Genomic DNA, 15,936 nt, shown 5'->3' with positions numbered 1-15,936 from the left:
TCTCCTCCTTACGCTGACCAGATCTTGCAGAGAGTCGCTTTGGTCTCCTGCATCTGGGTCACTGAATCGTAGCCATAGGTCTGGGCGGTGTTTGTACTTTCACCCAGTACATAGGGATCGGCACCTTTGGGGTATTTCTCCCTCAGGTCCTCGCCCTGGAAATGGCCACCAAAGTGGAACGGCATGAAGGCCACACCGGCACCGACCCTGTTGGTCAGCATCGCCATCACCTTAACCTTGCCGCCTTCAGGACCTTCGACCCAGACCTGTGATCCGTCCCGAATACCAAGGTTGTTGGCATCGCGCGGATTGATCTCGACAAACATGTCCTGCTGAAGCTCGGCCAGCCACGGGTTCGACCGTGTCTCATCGCCACCGCCTTCATATTCGACCAGACGACCTGACGTTAGGATTATCGGGTAATCCTTTGAAAAGTCGTTCTTCTGGATCGAAGCATAAAGGGTAGGCAGACGATAGGCCTGACGGTCCTCGTAGGTTGGATAGTCCTCCACCAGATCGCGCCGGTTTGTATAAAGCGGCTCGCGGTGCAGTGGGATCGGATCCGGGAAGGTCCAGACAACCGCGCGGGCTTTGGCGTTCCCGAAAGGCGCACAGCCATGCTCGATCGCCACCCGCTGGATACCGCCAGACAGGTCGGTTTTCCAGTTGGTCTCTGGTCCTGCAACGGCGTCGATGGCTGCACGTTCCTCAGCCGTCAGATCACCGTCCCAGCCAAGGTCCATCAGCATTTGCATCGTGAATTCGGGATAGCCATCCTGAATTTCCGATCCAACGCTATAGACCCCTTCGGCCAGCAGGTTGTCGCCGTCCCGTTCCACCCCGAACCGAGCGCGGAAGGTCAGGCCACCTTCGGCCACCGGCTTGGACATGTCATAGAGGTTTGGTGTCCCCGTATGACCCATCTCCGGCGTTCCCCAGCAAGGCCAGGGCAGACCGTAATACTCGCCGTCGTTTGGTCCACCAATGGCTTGCAGCGTGGTTCTGTCGAACGTGTGCTGATTGGCCATATGGCTTTTCAGACGTTCCGGCGACTGACCGGTATAGCCGATGGTCCAGAGACCGGCGTTGAACTCACGCGTGATGCTTTCAACATTCGGGGTTTCCGGGTCGTCCATATCGATATTGCGGAACAACCGATCCGCCCAGCCGAACTTGTTGGCGAACTTGGCCATGATGACCTCGTCCGGCAGGCTTTCGAACAGCGGATCCACAACCTTGTCGCGCCACTGGAGCGAGCGGTTCGAGGCGGTGACAGAGCCACGGGTTTCGAACTGCGTACAGGCTGGCAACAGATAGACGCCATCGGTGCGGTCATGCAGCACGGCCGAGACGGTGGGATACGGGTCGATCACGACCAGCATGTCCAGCTTCTCCATCGCCGTTTTCATTTCCGTCATCCGGGTCTGCGAGTTGGGCGCGTGGCCCCACAGAACCATGGCGCGGACGTTGTTGTCCTGATCCATGTTGGCCGGGTCTTCCAGAACACCGTCGATCCAGCGGGAAACAGGAATGCCGCGCTCATTCTGCAGCGGTTTATCCTTGCCGTCCTTGTCCTTGATCGTCGCGAACTGACCTGCCAGCCATTCGGGATCTTCACCCCAGACACGGGCCCAGTGACCCCAAGCCCCTTTCGACAGGCCATAGTAGCCGGGCAGGGTGTGGGACAGAACACCAAGATCCGTCGCGCCCTGCACGTTGTCGTGGCCGCGGAAGATGTTGGTGCCACCCCCGGAGGTGCCCATGTTGCCCAAGGCAAGTTGAAGCACGCAATAGGCGCGGGTGTTGTTGTTGCCGTTGGTGTGCTGGGTCCCGCCCATACACCAGATCACCGTGCCGGGGCGGTTATTGACCATGGTCCGGGCAACGCGCTTGAGCTGCGATCCGGGCACACCAGTTACACGCTCGGTTTCTTCCGGCGTCCAGTTGGCAACCTCGGTACGGATCTGGTCCATGCCCCAGACACGGGTGCGGATGAACTCTTTGTCCTCCCATCCGTTGTCAAAGATGTGCCACAGCATGCCCCAGATCAGGGCAACGTCTGTGCCGGGACGGAACCGGACGTACTCATCCGCGTGCGCTGCGGTGCGGGTAAAGCGCGGGTCGCAAACGATCAGCGGCGCGTTGTTCTGCTCTTTCGCGCGCAGAACATGCAGCAGCGAGACGGGGTGCGCCTCGGCTGGGTTGCCACCGATGATGAAGATGGCCCGAGAATTGTGGATGTCATTGTACGAATTGGTCATGGCGCCGTAGCCCCATGTATTCGCAACACCCGCAACAGTGGTCGAGTGGCAGATACGGGCCTGATGGTCCACGTTGTTCGTACCCCAGTAGGCGGCGAACTTACGGAACAGATAGGCCTGTTCGTTGTTGTGTTTGGCGGAGCCCAGCCAGTACACGCTGTCCGGCCCGGATTCCTGACGGATGTTCATCATGCCATCGCCGATCTCGTCGATCGCCTGTTCCCAGCTGATGCGCTTCCACTCGCCCCCTTCCTTTTTCATCGGATACTTGAGGCGGCGTTCGCCGTGGGCGTGCTCGCGGACCGAGGCCCCCTTGGCACAGTGCGCACCCAGGTTGAACGGGCTGTCCCAGCCGGGTTCCTGCCCGACCCAGACACCGTTCTGAACTTCGGCTACGACTGTACAGCCGACCGAGCAGTGGGTGCATACGGATTTGATGTTTTCAACGGCCTGATTGGCCGCTGTCTGGGCACTGGCAGGCGTCACGGTTCCACCCGTGGCGCTGATCGCGGCAAGGCCGCCGATCGTCAGGCCCGAGCCACGCAAGAATGCGCGGCGATCGACGGTTTTCTCGCCGACCTGGGACAGGATACTTGTCCGCTGGGGGCGTCTCGCAACCCCGTTGGTCTTTTTCCTAAGCATTTCTTTCCTCCCTTGCTGGCCATGATGATCATGGCTGGCTTGGTACTGTTGATGCCGACGTCAGGGCCAATCGCAACCGTCAGTCGGGTGATGACATCGTCCGGCTGGTGCGCCGGGCGCGGTCGTCGTGCTGAAAGCGCGCTTTCAAGTGGCTTAGAAGCGCGCGCTTTCCAGATACGCGCGGGTATGCGGCGTATCCTGCATACGGGTCTCATCCGTCGGCAGCTCGGCTGCTTCGGCTTGACCGCTCAGGCTGGCAGCAGCAACAGCAGCAGGCGCTGCGGTTCCAGCCAGTTTCAGGAAGTCGCGGCGCGTTGCGCCTTCTTCCTTGGTCTTGCTCATGGGTGTCTCCTCTCCCATTTGCGATCTAGCGCCAATTCGGGCGCTGGCGAGTGGCGGGTTATGCCGCCGTCATTCGGAAAGCCTCGCGCTCGATCTCCATGAACACCCGACCGGCAGTACCGACCGAAGCATAGAGAACCGAGTTTTCAGCGGCTTCCAAATCCGAATAGAAATGCGCGGCCCAGGGGCCGATATGTTTGTTCCAGAACGCTTTCTGGTCATCCAACGAGGCAGGCGCTCCAAAGCGTCCAACGATCATGCCTGCCATCATCTCCATCAATGAGGCGATATTGTCTTCGGGTTCGAACACGTTTTGCGCCCGAGTGATGCCGCGCACGGCCATATCATTGCGCAGTTGCGCCAAAGGTTTTTCGTTCAGGAAACCTGTCAGGTAGAAGCTGGCATAGGGCAGCAACTCGCCACGCCCCAAGCCAATGAACAGCGCGTTGAACTCGCGCTCGGCGGCGGCGGGTTTGGTAACCTTGGCCACGCGAGACATCGCCTGAATGGCTTGTCCCAGATCGGTTTCATCGCCGCTTAGCCCCGCCATCTGGTCCAGCAGCAATTGATCCGGTGGACCGGCCAGAAGCAGACCGAGGAAATTGTAGAAATCCGCGCGCAGCCGATCCTCGGCTGAGATATCCAGTGTTTGCGCGTTATCTGCGGTCATGCGTTATCCTTCGAATTCAAATCTCATGCGACGCGGGGCAGGGGGAAGCTCTGTGATCTCGTCCTCCGCATCGAGCTCGGCCATTGGGACAGGTTTCGGGGCTGACTCCGCAGCCATGATTGGCTGGACCTCAGGCTCATCCTCCGGCTCTTGAATCTCAGCCTCGATTTCATCTTCCTCGGTCTCAGCCGCCAACGCCTCGACATGGGCCAGCATGCCTTTGCCAACCTGATACGCGGTTTGCAGGTTCTCAACCACGCAGGCGGCGTCGGTGTAATCCTCGCCGTAGTCGACAAGACCATCCACATTGGCCAGCACCGGGTTCAGCCGCCAAAGACGTCGCAGAGCGCGGCGGCGCAGACGGTCTGGCACAGCTTTGGCCATGAAACCCGACACATCATCGCCCGCCTGCAAGTGATCAGGATCCGGCAGGTTAAACTCGGCCAATATCTCGGCATCGCTTTTTTCTTCCAACTCGGCCTGCCGAAGGGCAATCACCTGTTCTTCTGCGGCAATGACCTCGGCCTCAGCTTCGGCCTGAACGGCAGCCTTGCGGCGGGACCAGAAATCGCGGGTCTGGGTCATTGCACAACCCTCCGCGGCGCGCGGTATACGTCTGAATCTTGCCGGATCCGCGCATCGCCTTTGCCATCCTCAACCAGATCGGTCCGTTTCTTGTCGCGGCGGCGTTTGATGAAAACCTCGTCGCGGTGATGTTCCAAGGTAAAATCGCGCACCCAGGCAATCAAACCTTCGGACATCGGGATTTTCTCGACCAGTTCCTCACCCGTATCCGCATAGTCCTGACCTTCGAACGGAGAGGCTGTGATCAGCACCGCATCCATCGGGCGTTTCCCGTCCAATGCATCGCGCAGAACCAGATAGATCGACGGTTGCCCATCAGACAGGTTGACCATGTAGGCCTCAGTCTCATCCACCCAGAGGGTCAATGGCAGGGTGGCGGCGTGATATTCGACAGCATCACCCTCGCGGCGCAGTTCAACCCAATCCGCAGGGCCTGCACCCGGCAGGGCAGCGACCGCGCGCCAATTCCACTTGGCCCAGCGGGTGACCCCGGGCGTTTTGCGCACAATGACGCCAACTGGCATTTCGATACAGCTTGCGGCCTTGGCCACTGGCTCCTCCCCGGCAGGCTCTCCCATGCCTGGCCTCATGTCCACTATGGTACACAACCTGTTGTTCTGCCAAGCCCCTGCACTGCGACTTTAGTCGTATTTCGATGTTTTCCTTTCATGTGGGAATTTATCGATTGGCCGGAATCGCTAAATTCCCGTGTGAACGCAGTTTGATCTTTGCCGAGGTTAGGCGTTTACATTGCCGTACCCGCAATACAGCCTACAGTGCGGTGGGGGGCGAGTAAGTCGGGGAGGGGATATGACTACCAAGCTTTTACTTTGCGATTGTGAGGGGTCACAGCCCGTTGATGCTGAGCGGATCGGATCGGCTTGCGATCTGGAGTGTTCGAAGGTTCACACTGGACTGTGTACGCGCGAGCTTGGTTTGATGGCCGATTTTCTGACAGGCGAAGACCTGGTGCTGATTGCCTGTGGGCAAGAGCAGGATGTGTTTCGGGACCTTGCCGAGGATCTGGGTGTTGAATCGCCCGCTTTCGTGGACATCCGGGATCGCGCGGGCTGGTCAGAGCAGGCGCAGGATGCGGCCCCAAAAATGGCTGCTCTGGCGGCCGAGGCCATGATCCCGATGCCCATCACACCCAGCGTGGATGTGATTAGCGAAGGGACCTGCTGCATCATCGGACCCTCCGAAGTTGCGTTCGAACTCGCGGATCGTCTGGCCGGCGTGCTGGCCGTGACAGTTCTGACAACTGATGGCGGGCATCCCATGACGCGGTCTTTTGACGTGGTTCAGGGGCAGGTGCGGTCGGTTACTGGCGCGTTGGGAGGATTTGCGCTGCGGATCGACCAGCTGCAGCAAATGGAGCCTGGGGGTCGCGGCGCTTTCGTCTGGTCCGTTCCGCGTGATGCGGCCAGATCCGCCTGTGACATTCTAATTGATTTAGCAGGTGACACGCCGTTGGTTCAGGCCCCTGCCAAACGCGAAGGGTATCTGCGGGCCGATCCGCGCGATCCGTTGGCTGTTGCGCGCCTGGCGTATGACGCGGCGCAACTGGTGGGGACGTTTGAAAAACCGCTCTATGTGCGGCTTGAGGAAACGCTCTGCGCCCATTCGCGCGCCGAACAGGTCGCCTGCACCAACTGCCTTGATATCTGCCCAACCGGGGCGATCACATCAGCCGGAGAGCATGTCGCAATCGACCCGATGATCTGTGCGGGTTGTGGGGCCTGCGCCGCCTTGTGCCCTTCGACCGCGATCACTTACGAGGATCCGCCGGTATCCGCGATCCTGTCTCGCATGCATGTTCTGGCGCGCACCTATCGTCGGGCCGGTGGCAGTGCACCGCGCTTGCTGGTGCATGATGCCCATGGGGCTGAGATGATCCGGTTGGCCGCACGTTTTGGCCGTGGCCTGCCCGCCGATGTGATCCCGATGGAGCTGAGTGTCATCTCGGGGTTCGGCCATGCCGAGATGTTGGCGGGTCTGGCCCACGGGTTTGCGCGGGTGGACATCCTGCTTGCGCCAACGACTGAGCGGGATGCGCTGGATCGGGAACTTGCGCTGGCTTCGGCCATCGCCACAGATGCCGGTCTGAGCCTTATTAATGAGGCCGACCCGGACGCGTTGTCTGATCTGCTATATGCGCAGTCTGTTCTGGCACCGCTGACAGACCCTGTGTTGCCCCTGGGCAATCGCCGACAGATCACGCGGCTGGCGGCACAAGCATTAAACCCAATGTTGGAAGAGCCGCTATCCTTACCAGAGGGCGCCCCGTATGGTGCGGTCGCAGTGGATACGGATGCCTGTACCTTGTGTCTCAGCTGTGTGTCGCTTTGCCCCTCGGGGGCGTTGATCGACAATCCGGACAAACCGCAACTGAACTTTCAGCAGGATGCTTGCTTGCAATGCGGCCTGTGTCGCAACATCTGCCCCGAGGATGCGATCACACTGGTGCCGCAGCTGGATCTGAGCGACACGGCCCTGTCTCAGCAGGTGCTTAACGAAGAAGAACCTTTTGCCTGTGTCGAATGTGGTGCCCTGTTCGGTGTGAAATCGACGGTGGAACGCATCATGGAGAAGCTTTCAGGCACGCATCCGATGTTTGCCTCGTCCGAACAGGCACGGATGATCCAGATGTGTGACAATTGCCGGGTCGGCGCGCAATTCAAGATGGAGGACAATCCGTTCCAGTCCAATCCCAAACCTCGGGTGATTACGACGGATGACTATTTCTCCAAGCGGAAGGATCATTGATGTTGCAGCGGCTTGCCAAGATCCGCCGCTTCAATGATCGAAACAAAGGCGAGGATGGCGTCGAGGTCGTCCAATGTCATCTCAACCGGATGAATGGGCGATGGGCGCGCCGGATCGAAGGGCGGCGTCAGCCCATCGATCTGAGTGAAGGCAGGGTGAGGGTTCAGCGCAAAGAAGGCCTGAAACCGTTCATCCCAATCCGGAAGGCTGCGCAAAACCGCAAAAGAGGGAGTCGAGCCCAACCCGTTCATCCGGTTTTTTGGACCGATCACGTGACAGCGGCCACAATGGGTCATCGAAAGTTCTTCGCCCAGGGTCACGTCACCATCGGTTGTCGTTACGCTACCGGTGACGGCGACCTCAAAACTGGCGCTAAAGGGCGCGCCCTGATCAGGCGCAAAGCTTTCGACTGTGCGTTTCCCGATGTCGGATGTCAGCCAATCCCGGAATCGGGCCTGCCGGGGGTCGTCCTGAATGCTCAGATGGTAGATCACACCTTCGCGGGCAAAGACCGGATCACCAGTTGGACCCGCCGTCAGCGACATAACACCGCTTTCGTCCGCAATAACCCGTATCCCGGTCTTGAGCGAAAAGCGTGGAAGAATATGTTGCAACAGGCCGGTGTCTGTCACCTCGGACGGGGCGGCGAGGCCGATGGCCTCTTGCGACCCGGAAGGGGTGGCGGTGAGCGTCAGGCTGAGGCACAACAGGACAAAGCGCATGGCCAAACCTAACGGCCAACAGGCAAATGCGTCAAATGAACCAGGTAAGACGGAGACAGGTGCGATGAAATGCAGCCATGCGATGGAGCAGGTTTTGGGGATGAAGGCATGAGTGTCCGTGACGCGGTTCTGGCGAACCTGAAAAAGATCACTGACCCGGTCTCCGGTCAGGATATTGTCAGCGCAGGGGTTGTCCGTGCACTGAATGTCGAAGGCGATACCGTCCGGTTTGTCATCGAGATCGATCCCAAACATGCCGAGCGTATGGAACCCGTGCGCGCGGCAGCCGAACAGGCCGCACAGATGGTGGATGGGGTCGCCAAGGTCTCAGCCATGATGACCGCGCATTCCGATAAGGCCCCGCCGGATTTGAAGCCCAAGCCCAAACCTTCGCAAACCGGTCCGCAGGCAGTCCCCGGTGTGGATCGGATCATCGCCGTGGCCTCGGGTAAGGGCGGGGTGGGTAAATCCACCGTATCCGCGAACCTCGCCTGTGCTCTGGCTGCCGAAGGCCGGCGGGTGGGTCTGCTGGATGCGGATGTCTACGGTCCGTCGCAGCCTCGGATGCTGGGCGTGTCAGGACGCCCGGCCAGCCCCGATGGTAAGACGATCCTGCCGCTACGCAATCATGGTGTCACCATGATGTCGATGGGTCTAATGACCAACGAAGGGCAGGCGGTTGTCTGGCGGGGCCCTATGCTGATGGGCGCGCTGCAACAGATGATGAGTCAGGTGCAATGGGGTGCCTTGGATGTGCTGATCGTCGACCTGCCTCCCGGCACCGGCGATGTGCAACTGACACTCAGCCAGAAATTCCAGGTGAACGGCGCGATCGTTGTATCGACCCCTCAGGACGTAGCCCTGATCGACGCCCGCAAAGGGATCGACATGTTCAATCAGCTCAAGACGCCGATCCTGGGGATGATCGAAAACATGTCGACGCACATCTGTTCGAACTGCGGGCACGAGGAACATATCTTTGGCCATGGCGGTGTCGCGTCGGAGGCTGAGGGGCTGGGCGTTCCCCTTTTAGGGGAAATCCCGCTGCATCTGGACATCCGACTGGCCGCAGATGGCGGCGCGCCGATTGTCGTCAGCAAACCTGACAGCGCTCAGGCAGATTCTTTCCGCAAGATTGCCCGTGACCTGATTGCCAAAGGCAACGCATGAGTGATCCGGTCTTCCCTCCGCTGCTGACAGGTCTCGCCGCGAAGGGGGGCGAGGATCCGTTCGAAAAAGCGCAGGCCATGGCGGCTTTGGGCTGTGATGCGGGCACGGTGATCCACAACGTTCAGGCTGACCGCCTGCGCGTGGCTGTCGTGTTCGCGCCCGAAGTGCCATTGCAAGACGCGATGGCGATGTTGCCGCTGTGTGCGGTGGGGTTTCAGAACGCTTTGGGCGCGCTGGCCCCGCCCGAAGTGGCTGTGCATCTGGGATGGGACGGACTGATTTGCGTGAACGGCGCAACATGTGGACAGTTCCACGTTGCAGCCTCGTCCTCCGATCCCGCTCAGATGCCTGACTGGCTGGTGATCGGATGGGAGCTGGCACTGCTGCAAACCAGTGATGCGCCCGGGAACACGCCTGATATTACCGCGCTTTACGACGAAGGTTGCGCCGACGTGTCTGCTACTCAACTGGTGGAAAGCTGGTCACGGCACATGCTGACCTGGCTCAACCGCTGGCAAGAGGATGGCAACGCGCCGTTGCATGGCGAATGGCTGGGCCTTTTGCGCGGAGTGGGGGAGCCTCTCACCGATGGGGGCGTCTTCCTAGGTACGGATGAACGATTTGGCATGTTGATCCGGAATGGTGAAGAGACCCACCTGCGCCCGCTGACAGAGCTATTGGAGGCAAACCAATGAAACTCGCCCGCGCGATCCATTTCGATGAAAGCGATATGAACGTGTTTCATTCCCCTGCGCGGACCGGGGAATGGTGCATCTCGGGCGGGTTCGAGTTTTCGAACTGGGGGCAGGGCGATCTTGAAGGGAAATCCCGACAAGCTTTTGCCAATGGTTGGTTGGGGCTGGAAACCTTCGGACGAGTGACCTTTGTCGCGGTGACCCAGATTGAAGCGGCAGAAAAAGATCAGATCATTCAGAATCTGGCCGAGCATTTCGTGCAGTTCTACGGTGCGCCTTCAGTCGAAGCGGCACATGGCGTGGCGCAATCGGAAATCGATCATATGTCGGAGCTTTGCGAGGACCACGCGCCAAATACGCTGTTAACCGTCGCACGCGAGCTGACGGAAAGCGGCGTGCATGAAGCATTTCGCGTGATCACACCGCAAGAGACGCAGTTAGAGGCGCTGGCCGTGCATGGGTCGCTTGACGATTAGACGTTGTCGACAAAACCACCGAACTGACCGCGTTTGAAGATCAGGCCTTTGCCGGTGCGATACATCACCTGTTCGACCTGACCCACAAGGATCAGGTGATCCCCGGCTTCATGTTTGGTGTGCAGCTCGCAGTCGAACCTAGCAAGACATTCGGCCAGTTGCGGGCGACCGGCTGCGTCCAGCTCCCACTTGGCATGTGAGAAATCGGTACCGTCGCGGGCAAACTTCAGCGCTGCGTCCTGTTGTTCCTGCGCCATGACGTGGATCGCATAGTGCTGGCAGGAATTGAACGCGTTGAAGCGAAACGAATCTTTGGCCAGACACCACAGCACCAAAGGCGGATCCAGCGACACGGATGCAAATGAGTTGACCGTAATCGCACGGGGGCCGTTTGCCGTATGCGTAGTCACAACCGTAACACCGGTCCCGAAACAGCCCAATGCCGCGCGAAAATCGCTGCTTTGATCGGGGCCGGGGATAAAGGTCTTCTCGGTCATCGCACGCTCTTGTCTTCGCCGCGCCTCAGGTGCCATGCAGCAACGGCTTTGTCCATCAAAAGCTGTGCACGGCAGCTATTCGACCCGAATGCCGGATCAACGCTTCAACAGGCGAATTGGGAATTTGGTAGGCCCGGCAGGACTTGAACCCGCAACCAAAGCGTTATGAGCGCTCTGCTCTAACCAATTGAGCTACAGGCCCGCCTGAGCGCTTTGAGTATCACGGTGAACGCCCGCGTCAAGCCTGACCGTTGCAACAAGACGCACAATCGACTAACCCGCCCGCAAAGCATTCTTGAGGGACCTACCATGACAGCGGGCAAGAACGGAATCACCTATGCTGATGCAGGTGTGGATATTGATGCAGGCAACGCTCTGGTCGATCGGATCAAACCCGCCGCCAAGCGGACGAACCGCCCCGGTGTGATGAGCGGTCTGGGCGGCTTTGGCGCGCTGTTTGATCTGAAGGCAGCAGGCTATGACGACCCCATCTTGGTAGGCGCGACGGACGGTGTTGGCACCAAGCTGCGGATCGCGATTGATACAGGTGTTGTTGACGGCGTCGGTATCGATCTGGTCGCCATGTGCGTCAACGACCTGATCTGTCAGGGAGCTGAGCCTTTGTTCTTCCTCGACTATTTCGCAACCGGTAAGCTGGACACAGATACGGCCGCGCGGATCATCGAAGGGATTGCCGAAGGTTGCGCGCAGTCAGGTTGCGCGCTGATCGGTGGCGAAACCGCCGAAATGCCGGGTATGTATCCCGATGGCGATTTTGATCTGGCGGGCTTCTCGGTTGGTGCAATGGAACGGGGCGCTGACCTGCCCGACGGTGTCCAGGCCGGCGATGTTCTGTTGGGGCTTGCCTCGAATGGGGTGCATTCCAACGGCTATTCGCTGGTCCGCAAACTGGTTGAGATCTCGGGGCTGGGTTGGGAGACTGACTCGCCTTTCGGTGGCGGCTCGCTGGGAGAGGCGCTGCTGACGCCGACACGTCTTTATGTAAAACCCGCCTTGGCTGCGATCCGGGCAGGGGGCGTTCATGCGCTGGCCCATATCACAGGCGGTGGCTTGACCGAGAACCTGCCGCGCGTTTTGCCCGAAGGTTTAGGGGCCCAGATTGATCTGGATGCCTGGGATTTACCCCCTGTGTTCAGCTGGATGGCCGAAACCGGCGGGATTTCTAAGGCTGAGATGCTGAAGACCTTTAATTGCGGCATTGGCATGATCGTGGTTTGCGCGGCCGACCAAGCAGACGCGCTGTCAACTTTGTTGGCGGATGCGGGTGAGGACGTCTCGCGCATCGGCACTGTCATCGACGCGGAAGGCGTGGCCTATTCAGGCAAACTGCTGTGAGCCACAAGCGCGTTGCGATCCTGATCTCCGGGGGTGGCTCCAACATGGTGTCGCTTGTCGACAGCATGACCGGCGATCATCCGGCGCGGCCCTGTCTGGTCTTGTCCAATGAGGCGCAGGCGGGCGGGATAGCGAAGGCCCGGGATCGTGGCATTGCAACCGCCGTAGTGGACCATCGCCCCTTCAAGGGCGATCGTGCCGCCTTTGAGGCCGAGCTTCTGAAACCACTGGAACAGGCGCAGCCAGATATCGTGTGCCTGGCAGGGTTCATGAGGGTTCTGACGGCTGATTTTGTCTCACGCTTTCAGGGGCGGATGCTGAACATCCATCCGTCGCTGCTGCCTAAATACAAGGGCCTGAATACCCATGCGCGCGCTATTGATGCGGGGGATGCCGAGCATGGTTGCACCGTGCATGAGGTGACCGCCGCTTTGGATGACGGCCCGATCCTTGGTCAGGCGCGGGTTGAGGTTTCGCCGGGCGATACGCCCGATGATCTGGCTGCACGGGTATTGGTGTGGGAGCACAAATTATACCCCGCAGTGCTGCGTCGTTTCGCGGATGGCAACAGTTCACCCCTTATGCTGCCCTGATCGCCCCTGAGTGATTTACAGATCCCTAAAATTCGTCCTATGGTCGCATCTATCGCTCGGGACGCGGAAAAACGGGCAGTCACATAAAGAACAAGAGCAAGAATAGTACGGCGCATGAAAACCCTGACGACGACGCAAGAGCTGGCCAAGTTTTGCTCGGCTGCTGCAGGCTATCCCTATGTCACAGTAGACACCGAGTTTCTGCGCGAACGGACCTATTACTCGAAACTGTGCCTGGTGCAGCTGGCCGTGCCGTCAGAAGATGAGGACAGCGCCGTTCTGGTCGACCCATTGGCAGATGGTCTGTCGCTTGAGCCGCTTTACGACTTGTTTCGCAACGACAGCGTGGTCAAAGTGTTCCACGCCGCTCGGCAGGATCTTGAGATTTTCTGGGTCGAGGCCAACGTCTTCCCAACACCCTTGTTTGACACGCAGGTTGCCGCAATGGTTTGCGGCTTTGGCGAGCAGGTGGGGTATGAAACCCTTGTACGCAAAATCTGTAAACAGGGTGTCGACAAGACGTCTCGCTTTACCGATTGGTCGCGGCGGCCGCTGACGGATGCGCAAAAAACTTATGCCCTGGCGGATGTCACGCATCTGCGGAAGATCTATGAACATCTGGCGGCGGAACTTGAAAAGACCCGGCGCAGCCACTGGGTCGCGGAAGAGTTGCGCACCCTGACTCAGTCGCAGACCTATGACATACAGCCCGAAGATGCCTGGAAACGGGTAAAGACGCGCACCAATTCGGCCAAGTTTCTGGCCGTTGTGCGAGAGCTGGCACAATTCCGCGAGGCGTATGCACAGGAAAACAACGTGCCGCGCAATCGGGTGTTCAAGGATGATGCCCTGATTGAGTTGGCCTCGACCAAGCCCAAAACACCCTCTGATCTGGGTGGCTCTCGCCTGTTGCTGCGCGAGGCGCGCAAAGGTGCGATTGCCGACGGAATTCTGGCCGCGGTGAAACGCGGCGTGAATTGCCCGGCGGACAGGTTGCCCAAAGTCGATACCTCGCGGGACAAACTCAAGGTTAACCCGGCGCTGGCTGACCTGTTGCGCGTGCTATTGAAATCAAAGACCGAAAGCTCCGGGGTGGCGGCCAAGCTGATCGCCACAAGTTCGGAACTGGATCAGATCGCGGCGGGCGAGCGTGAACTGCCCGCCATGTCTGGATGGCGCTTTGAAGTGTTTGGTGAAGACGCGCTGAAACTTTGCGAAGGTAAGATTGCGCTGGCCGCCAAAGGGCAAAACGTCAAAGTTGTCTCGCTCTAGGTACGGTTAGCGTCGGCGCGATTCCAATGCGTTTTGCTGTCCGACCACGCGCACCAGGCGAATGCCTTCCAATTCCTGCGTCGAGACATTGATTGCATCCGACACCATACGCGTCCGCTCAGACCCTTGCGGTGTCTGGGTTTTGGGGTAGTCGACACGGAAGGTGTATTCCAAGATGCCGTTCTTCTGGTTCTCTTCCGACTCCACCCGGACCAACCGCGCATCAAACGCACCCTGCCGGATTGCCGTGCCTGAGGCATAGACGATGGCGCCCGACGGGATCGGTTCAATTCGCAACTCATCGACTTTAGCAATCGGTACGCTGGTATCTTCTTCTTCGGGGCGGGCGAACAGACCACCACCCTGACGCTCCTGCGGAATCAGTGCATTTGCCTCTTCGGCAGGAGGGGCTTCAACCGGGGTCGATCTGCTGCCGCCGAACCAGTTTGACGGGTTAACCCGCGAATCCCGCCAGCCGCAGGCGGACAGGGTCAGTGATACGACGACAAGTAGGGACAGAGGTTTCAGCATGGACCCACAGCTTTATGATGGCAGTTCAGCCAATGGGTTAGCGCAATTTCCACGCCTTGAAAAGCCACGGCAGGGGCTGGACAGCGATGATGGCTGAGCTTAGGTCAGAATTGTGAAGACAACGCAAGGATCGCCCCACCATGGCAACGCCCGCCTTTGAAGAAATCGTTGAGGATTTTGAGTTTCTCGAAGATTGGGAAGACCGGTATCGGCATGTGATCGAACAAGGCAAGGCGATGGAACCATTGGATGACGCCTTCAAGGTGCCATCGACCAAGGTGGATGGATGCGCCAGTCAGGTCTGGCTGCAACCAATGATCGAGAATGGCACGTTCCATTTTGATGGCGACAGCGACGCCTTGATCGTGCGGGGACTGATCGCGGTATTGCGATCCTTGTATAACGGTTTGCCTGTGGCAGAGGTGGTGAAGGTGGATGCAGGGGGTGAGTTGACCCGCCTTGGCCTGCATGATCACTTGTCTGCACAACGTTCAAACGGTTTGCGATCGATGATCGAGCGCATCCGAGAAGTCGCACAACAAAACCTCTGATAACCTCCCTTAGCGGTTGGCCCAGTCATTTAGCGTGACTTCAAGATCGCCATAACCGGTCAGACGACGCTCGAACGCCAACCCCATTTTTTCGGCACATGCCCGGGCGCGTTCGGTGAGGACCGGATCATCCGTCTGAGCCTGATAAACCAGTTTGGTGTAGTTTCCGAAATACATATCGCGTAGTTCTGGGTGACGGTCCAGGCCCAGCGGTTTCCAGACAAAGGCGTCGAACTGCCGGGCCAGAAAGTCCGTCAGGTAAAAGGCCGTTGTTTCATCATCGCCGCGGTCGGCAAAGATCTGATTGCCTTCAAAAAACGAATAACAATGAGGGCCTTTGATCATCTCGACCCCCAGCTCTTCGCAGGCTTTTTGCAACAGCCCTCCGGTGCCGCAATCTGCGTAGACGACAAAGATCTGGTGATAGTCATTGCGGTGTTTTGCCACCGCATCTTCGACTGCCTGAGTGATGCGGTCCGGGTGAATATGCAGGATCGCGGGCAAACAGGTCAGGGCCATATGGTCCCAGCCGTTGCGTTTTTTCAGGTCCAGAATCTCACGCGCCAGAGCCCCGCACGCGATCAGCAATATCTGCTGCTGGCCATCGTTCTCGGAATATCCATCGGTGGTCAGGCTTGCATCGTCAGGTAAAGTGTTCTGTGGCATGGCTTTGAACCCGTCAGCTTCTGGATAAAAGAATGATCTTTCGTACAGGAAGGCAAGTCTGGTGCCGACTTTCTGCCTATGGCCACCGACGCGTTTGCTGCACAAACTGATGACAGACCAGGGACGTGCCACTGCCGCGCA

Annotated in this window: 17 protein-coding genes and 1 tRNA gene; 8 read left to right on the top strand and 10 right to left on the bottom strand. The window is 58.9% G+C overall.

Going from position 1 to position 15,936, the window contains the following annotated elements; genetic code table 11:
- Window positions 1–8: 8 nt before the first annotated feature.
- The 5 genes from ACR0JE_RS01465 to ACR0JE_RS01445 form a co-directional block, all read right to left on the bottom strand.
- Complete coding sequence (locus tag ACR0JE_RS01465) at window positions 9–2,903, bottom strand: formate dehydrogenase subunit alpha (RefSeq protein ID WP_480862468.1); 2,895 nt, start codon at window positions 2,901–2,903, stop codon at window positions 9–11.
- 153 nt (window positions 2,904–3,056) lie between these two features.
- Window positions 3,057–3,245, bottom strand: coding sequence for a ubiquinol-cytochrome c reductase iron-sulfur subunit N-terminal domain-containing protein (locus ACR0JE_RS01460; protein WP_480862466.1), 189 nt, complete (start codon window positions 3,243–3,245; stop codon window positions 3,057–3,059).
- A 58-nt stretch (window positions 3,246–3,303) separates the two neighbouring features.
- Window positions 3,304–3,915, bottom strand: coding sequence for a TorD/DmsD family molecular chaperone (locus ACR0JE_RS01455; RefSeq protein WP_480541232.1), 612 nt, complete (start codon window positions 3,913–3,915; stop codon window positions 3,304–3,306).
- A 3-nt stretch (window positions 3,916–3,918) separates the two neighbouring features.
- A complete protein-coding gene (locus tag ACR0JE_RS01450) occupies window positions 3,919–4,500 on the bottom strand; it encodes a DUF3306 domain-containing protein (RefSeq protein WP_480541234.1) in 582 nt (193 codons plus the stop codon).
- Window positions 4,497–5,078, bottom strand: coding sequence for a DUF3305 domain-containing protein (locus ACR0JE_RS01445; protein ID WP_480541236.1), 582 nt, complete (start codon window positions 5,076–5,078; stop codon window positions 4,497–4,499). The genes ACR0JE_RS01450 and ACR0JE_RS01445 overlap by 4 nt, the downstream gene beginning before the upstream one ends.
- 232 nt (window positions 5,079–5,310) lie before the next feature.
- Here ACR0JE_RS01445 and ACR0JE_RS01440 point away from each other — a divergent pair, with 232 nt between their 5' ends.
- Window positions 5,311–7,266 carry a 4Fe-4S binding protein gene (locus ACR0JE_RS01440; protein WP_480862464.1) on the top strand — a complete coding sequence of 652 codons (1,956 nt, stop codon included), beginning with the start codon at window positions 5,311–5,313 and terminating at the stop codon, window positions 7,264–7,266.
- On the opposite strand, the gene ACR0JE_RS01435 is transcribed toward ACR0JE_RS01440, so the two are convergent.
- On the bottom strand, window positions 7,260–7,988 hold the full coding sequence (locus tag ACR0JE_RS01435) for a hypothetical protein (protein ID WP_480541240.1): 729 nt from the start codon (window positions 7,986–7,988) through the stop codon (window positions 7,260–7,262). The genes ACR0JE_RS01440 and ACR0JE_RS01435 overlap by 7 nt on opposite strands.
- Before the next feature lie 108 nt (window positions 7,989–8,096).
- Here ACR0JE_RS01435 and ACR0JE_RS01430 point away from each other — a divergent pair, with 108 nt between their 5' ends.
- The 3 genes from ACR0JE_RS01430 to ACR0JE_RS01420 are packed head-to-tail and all read left to right on the top strand — an operon-like array spanning window position 8,097 to window position 10,329.
- Window positions 8,097–9,158, top strand: a complete 1,062-nt coding sequence (locus tag ACR0JE_RS01430; protein WP_480862462.1) for an Mrp/NBP35 family ATP-binding protein — start codon at window positions 8,097–8,099, stop codon at window positions 9,156–9,158.
- Window positions 9,155–9,853, top strand: a complete 699-nt coding sequence (locus ACR0JE_RS01425; RefSeq protein ID WP_480862460.1) for a biotin/lipoate--protein ligase family protein — start codon at window positions 9,155–9,157, stop codon at window positions 9,851–9,853. Before ACR0JE_RS01430 ends, ACR0JE_RS01425 begins: the two co-directional genes overlap by 4 nt.
- Window positions 9,850–10,329: a DUF6505 family protein gene (locus tag ACR0JE_RS01420; protein ID WP_480862458.1), complete on the top strand. Its 480-nt coding sequence runs from the start codon at window positions 9,850–9,852 to the stop codon at window positions 10,327–10,329. Before ACR0JE_RS01425 ends, ACR0JE_RS01420 begins: the two co-directional genes overlap by 4 nt.
- Here ACR0JE_RS01420 and ACR0JE_RS01415 read toward each other — a convergent pair.
- A complete protein-coding gene (locus ACR0JE_RS01415; protein WP_480862456.1) occupies window positions 10,326–10,826 on the bottom strand; it encodes a flavin reductase family protein in 501 nt (166 codons plus the stop codon). The two genes, ACR0JE_RS01420 and ACR0JE_RS01415, sit on opposite strands and share 4 nt — an antisense overlap.
- A gap of 125 nt (window positions 10,827–10,951) precedes the next feature.
- Window positions 10,952–11,028 (bottom strand) — tRNA-Ile (locus ACR0JE_RS01410).
- Window positions 11,029–11,135: 107 nt separating this feature from the next.
- Between ACR0JE_RS01410 and purM the strand changes: the two genes are divergently transcribed.
- The 3 genes from purM to rnd all read left to right on the top strand — a co-directional run bounded on the left by purM (window position 11,136) and on the right by rnd (window position 14,047).
- Window positions 11,136–12,182 (top strand): phosphoribosylformylglycinamidine cyclo-ligase, encoded by a 1,047-nt coding sequence (purM, locus tag ACR0JE_RS01405; protein WP_480862454.1) that lies wholly within the window; start codon window positions 11,136–11,138, stop codon window positions 12,180–12,182.
- Window positions 12,179–12,775 (top strand): phosphoribosylglycinamide formyltransferase, encoded by a 597-nt coding sequence (purN, locus tag ACR0JE_RS01400; RefSeq protein ID WP_480862452.1) that lies wholly within the window; start codon window positions 12,179–12,181, stop codon window positions 12,773–12,775. The genes purM and purN overlap by 4 nt, the downstream gene beginning before the upstream one ends.
- Window positions 12,776–12,889: 114 nt before the next feature.
- Window positions 12,890–14,047, top strand: a complete 1,158-nt coding sequence (gene rnd / locus ACR0JE_RS01395; RefSeq protein WP_480862450.1) for a ribonuclease D — start codon at window positions 12,890–12,892, stop codon at window positions 14,045–14,047.
- 6 nt (window positions 14,048–14,053) lie between these two features.
- Here the strand turns inward: rnd and ACR0JE_RS01390 are convergent, their stop codons facing one another.
- Window positions 14,054–14,578 (bottom strand): hypothetical protein, encoded by a 525-nt coding sequence (locus ACR0JE_RS01390; RefSeq protein WP_480827507.1) that lies wholly within the window; start codon window positions 14,576–14,578, stop codon window positions 14,054–14,056.
- A 140-nt stretch (window positions 14,579–14,718) separates the two neighbouring features.
- Here ACR0JE_RS01390 and ACR0JE_RS01385 point away from each other — a divergent pair, with 140 nt between their 5' ends.
- Window positions 14,719–15,129, top strand: a complete 411-nt coding sequence (locus ACR0JE_RS01385) for a SufE family protein (RefSeq protein ID WP_480862448.1) — start codon at window positions 14,719–14,721, stop codon at window positions 15,127–15,129.
- A 9-nt stretch (window positions 15,130–15,138) separates the two neighbouring features.
- On the opposite strand, the gene ACR0JE_RS01380 is transcribed toward ACR0JE_RS01385, so the two are convergent.
- The gene (locus ACR0JE_RS01380) at window positions 15,139–15,795 is read right to left on the bottom strand and encodes a DUF1638 domain-containing protein (protein WP_480862446.1); all 657 of its coding nucleotides are present in this window, start codon (window positions 15,793–15,795) and stop codon (window positions 15,139–15,141) included.
- Window positions 15,796–15,936 lie beyond the last annotated feature (141 nt).

This window comes from Ruegeria sp. H3 (assembly GCF_056533095.1).
The sequence above is the reverse complement of the archived record's forward strand: the minus strand, read 5'-3'. Positions and strand labels throughout refer to the sequence as shown.

What these genes read in the sequence shown, in the direction of transcription:
- ACR0JE_RS01465 (WP_480862468.1), bottom strand. Translation starts at nt 2,903, where the DNA reads ATGCTTAGGAAAAAGACCAACGGGGTTGCGAGACGCCCCCAGCGGACA.
- ACR0JE_RS01460 (WP_480862466.1), bottom strand. Translation starts at nt 3,245, where the DNA reads ATGAGCAAGACCAAGGAAGAAGGCGCAACGCGCCGCGACTTCCTGAAA.
- ACR0JE_RS01455 (WP_480541232.1), bottom strand. Translation starts at nt 3,915, where the DNA reads ATGACCGCAGATAACGCGCAAACACTGGATATCTCAGCCGAGGATCGG.
- ACR0JE_RS01450 (WP_480541234.1), bottom strand. Translation starts at nt 4,500, where the DNA reads ATGACCCAGACCCGCGATTTCTGGTCCCGCCGCAAGGCTGCCGTTCAG.
- ACR0JE_RS01445 (WP_480541236.1), bottom strand. Translation starts at nt 5,078, where the DNA reads ATGGGAGAGCCTGCCGGGGAGGAGCCAGTGGCCAAGGCCGCAAGCTGT.
- ACR0JE_RS01440 (WP_480862464.1), top strand. Translation starts at nt 5,311, where the DNA reads ATGACTACCAAGCTTTTACTTTGCGATTGTGAGGGGTCACAGCCCGTT.
- ACR0JE_RS01435 (WP_480541240.1), bottom strand. Translation starts at nt 7,988, where the DNA reads ATGCGCTTTGTCCTGTTGTGCCTCAGCCTGACGCTCACCGCCACCCCT.
- ACR0JE_RS01430 (WP_480862462.1), top strand. Translation starts at nt 8,097, where the DNA reads ATGAGTGTCCGTGACGCGGTTCTGGCGAACCTGAAAAAGATCACTGAC.
- ACR0JE_RS01425 (WP_480862460.1), top strand. Translation starts at nt 9,155, where the DNA reads ATGAGTGATCCGGTCTTCCCTCCGCTGCTGACAGGTCTCGCCGCGAAG.
- ACR0JE_RS01420 (WP_480862458.1), top strand. Translation starts at nt 9,850, where the DNA reads ATGAAACTCGCCCGCGCGATCCATTTCGATGAAAGCGATATGAACGTG.
- ACR0JE_RS01415 (WP_480862456.1), bottom strand. Translation starts at nt 10,826, where the DNA reads ATGACCGAGAAGACCTTTATCCCCGGCCCCGATCAAAGCAGCGATTTT.
- purM (WP_480862454.1), top strand. Translation starts at nt 11,136, where the DNA reads ATGACAGCGGGCAAGAACGGAATCACCTATGCTGATGCAGGTGTGGAT.
- rnd (WP_480862450.1), top strand. Translation starts at nt 12,890, where the DNA reads ATGAAAACCCTGACGACGACGCAAGAGCTGGCCAAGTTTTGCTCGGCT.
- ACR0JE_RS01390 (WP_480827507.1), bottom strand. Translation starts at nt 14,578, where the DNA reads ATGCTGAAACCTCTGTCCCTACTTGTCGTCGTATCACTGACCCTGTCC.
- ACR0JE_RS01385 (WP_480862448.1), top strand. Translation starts at nt 14,719, where the DNA reads ATGGCAACGCCCGCCTTTGAAGAAATCGTTGAGGATTTTGAGTTTCTC.
- ACR0JE_RS01380 (WP_480862446.1), bottom strand. Translation starts at nt 15,795, where the DNA reads ATGCCACAGAACACTTTACCTGACGATGCAAGCCTGACCACCGATGGA.